Annotated in this window: 3 protein-coding genes; 1 reads left to right on the top strand and 2 read right to left on the bottom strand. The window is 66.6% G+C overall.

From position 1 onward, the window contains the following. Both Q1V87_RS16030 and Q1V87_RS16025 read right to left on the bottom strand, forming a co-directional pair. A partial coding sequence (locus Q1V87_RS16030; protein WP_300595114.1) for an LLM class F420-dependent oxidoreductase occupies positions 1-759 on the bottom strand: 759 nt, incomplete at its 3' end. Positions 760-964: 205 nt separating this feature from the next. After that, positions 965-1,837: a GTP-binding protein LepA gene (locus tag Q1V87_RS16025; RefSeq protein ID WP_300595112.1), complete on the bottom strand. Its 873-nt coding sequence runs from the start codon at positions 1,835-1,837 to the stop codon at positions 965-967. 83 nt (positions 1,838-1,920) lie between these two features. Here Q1V87_RS16025 and Q1V87_RS16020 point away from each other — a divergent pair. Beyond that, positions 1,921-2,574, top strand: a 654-nt coding sequence (locus Q1V87_RS16020) for an ATP-binding cassette domain-containing protein (RefSeq protein WP_300595110.1), incomplete at its 3' end; no start/stop codon positions are given.

The raw sequence follows: 2,574 nt of genomic DNA, 5'->3' as shown, positions 1-2,574 counted from the left end.
CTCCCCCAGCGCCCGCACCTGGCCGGCGACGCCGTCCACCGTGGATTCGGGATTCACGCCGATCATTGCCGTCTTCTCGACGGTGTCGGAGTCGCGCCCGACATCGTCGCAGTGGGCCCGCAGCACGTCGAGTTTGCCCGTGGGTACTCCAGCGAGGGCGCTGAGGTTGCAGGCATCCGCGTACTGCGCCACGAGCTTGAGGGTCTTCTTCTCTCCCCCGCCGCCGATCATCAGCATCGGCTTCGTGACGTTCTGGGGCGAGTTCAGCGTGCGCCCGAGCTGCCAGATCGCCCCGTCATACGGCTCGTCGGAGCCCGACCACATCTGCTGGCAGATCTGGATCGTCTCCTCGAGTTCGCGGAAACGCTGCGCGACGGGCGAGAACGGGAATCCGAGGCCGACGCACTCCTGCTCGTTCCAGCCTGCGCCGATGCCGAGTCCGACCCGGCCACCCGAGAGCACATTGAGCGTGCTCACCTGCTTGGCAAGCAGGGCGGGATGCCGATAGATGACGCCCGTGACCAGGACGTGCAGCATCGCTTTCTGCGTGTGCGCGGCAAGGAACCCGAGGGTCGCGTAAGCCTCAAGCATCTCGTGCTCGACGGGGCCGATGCCGGGCAGCTGCCAGAAGTGGTCCATGACGGTGATCCGCTGGATGCCGGCATCCTCAGCATGCCTGACGTGCCGCGCGAGGGTCTGGCCGAGCTCGGCCGGCCCCGAGTCGAAGGTGAAGTCCGCGATGTGCAGCCCGAAGTGCATGTCAGCTCCGTCCCGGGTCGGATGCCGTATCCGGCCGCGCTGTCAGGTTACGCCGCCATCGGCATCCGTGGTCCTGTGCGATGCCTTACGGAGGTAGGAGGAATCGCCGGGGTAGGACGATGAGCATGCACATCGCCCTACCTCGGCGAGAATTCCTACCCACGAGAGGTCGGCCCGGGCAGCGGATGCCACCACGGATGCCGGGTCACGCGGCGTCGCCGAATCCCCGCTCACGGTAGAGGTCGATGCTTTCGCGCAGTGCCCGCATGACGTACGGCGGGAAGTCCATGCCCTGCTCGTGCGCCCACAGCAGCTGTGCTTCGATGCGGCCGACCTCGCGGGCGTACTTGTCGAGGTCGGTATCGAAGCCGAGGGCTGTGACGACGCCGCCCATCTGCGCGCGGTAGCGGTCCTGCCCGTTCGTTCCGACGAGGTTGTAGGTCTTCTCGCGCAGGACGCGCGCGAAGTACAGCTGCCAGGGCCGCAGCGCCCCGGAGCGCACGAGTTCGGTCGCGCTCATCCGATAGAAGGCGAAATGGCCGGGTTCTTGCCGACGGATGGGCGCGATGATCGTCTCGGCGATCGCGGACTCACCGAGCCCTGTCATCCCGCTGTGGATCGTGTTGTAGGCGAGCACCGCCTGCCGTTCGGTGCTCGCGCCAGTGAGGTAATACAGCAGCCGCGCGATGTCTTGGATCGCAGAGAAGTGCGCGAGAGCGCCCATGATCCGCATCTTGTACGACACCTCGAGCACGGGCTCAGCCGCCGGGCACCCGAGATCCTGCTGCAGTCGATCGAGGATCAGTCCATGCTGGATCTCTTGGGGCTGCCACACGTCGGCGTAGAACATCCGGTCGACCTCGCTGACATCGGGCAACAGGACGAGCAGCTCGAGGACGTTGCGGTCGACCTCGAGTTCGACACGAGCGAGATAGTCGATCACATGCCCGTACCGATCGGCAACGGTATGCGGATCACGGATGCCGCGGTCGACCGAATCGAGCTCGATCGGCGGATGCTCCTCGCCGAGCCGCTGGACGTGCTCGAGAATCCGCTGGGACGTCACCGGCTCAGCCATGCATCCATCATGCGGGACAGTCCTCCCCCGTGGGGCCGTTGGCAGGCACCCGGATGTCTGCGGGCACCGTTACCATCCGTGCTATGGCTTTCATCGAGGCGAGCGGGCTCGTCAAGACGTACCATCCGCGGGGTGCGCCGGTCGTCCGCGCGCTTGACGGACTCGACCTGTCGGTGCCGGAGGGAACCGTCGCGGCACTGCTCGGGCCGAACGGTGCCGGGAAGACGACGACGGTGAAGGTGCTCACGACCCTCATCCGACCGGATGCCGGGTCCGCGAGCATCGACGGTGTCGACGTGCTCGCAGACCCGCAGCAGATCCGTCGGATGAGTGGCGCGAGCGGTCAGTACGCGGCGGTCGACGAGAACCTCACCGGGTTCGAGAACCTCTTCATGGTGGGGATGCTGTACCACCTCGGGCGGCGCCGGTCAGCGCAGCGGGCGCGGGAGCTCATCGAGCTGTTCGACCTCGTGGATGCCCAGAATCGTCCGGTCAAGGGGTTCTCGGGCGGGATGCGGCGCCTGATCGACCTGGCTGGCGCGCTCGTCATCAATCCGCCCGTCCTCTTCCTCGACGAACCGACGACGGGGCTTGACCCCCGCAGCCGGCTCGCACTGTGGGACGTGATCGAATCGCTTGTCGCCGGCGGCACGACAGTGCTGCTGACGACGCAGTACCTGGAGGAGGCCGACCGCCTCGCCGACTCGATCTCGATCATCGACAACGGATGCGTGATC

Origin of the sequence: Microbacterium sp. (assembly GCF_030149085.1) — a bacterium.
In the GTDB taxonomy this organism is placed as follows: domain Bacteria; phylum Actinomycetota; class Actinomycetes; order Actinomycetales; family Microbacteriaceae; genus Microbacterium.
The sequence above is the reverse complement of the archived record's forward strand: the minus strand, read 5'-3'. Positions and strand labels throughout refer to the sequence as shown.

Excerpts from the sequence above, each read along its gene's own strand:
- Q1V87_RS16025 (WP_300595112.1), bottom strand. The coding sequence starts at position 1,837 with ATGGCTGAGCCGGTGACGTCCCAGCGGATTCTCGAGCACGTCCAGCGG.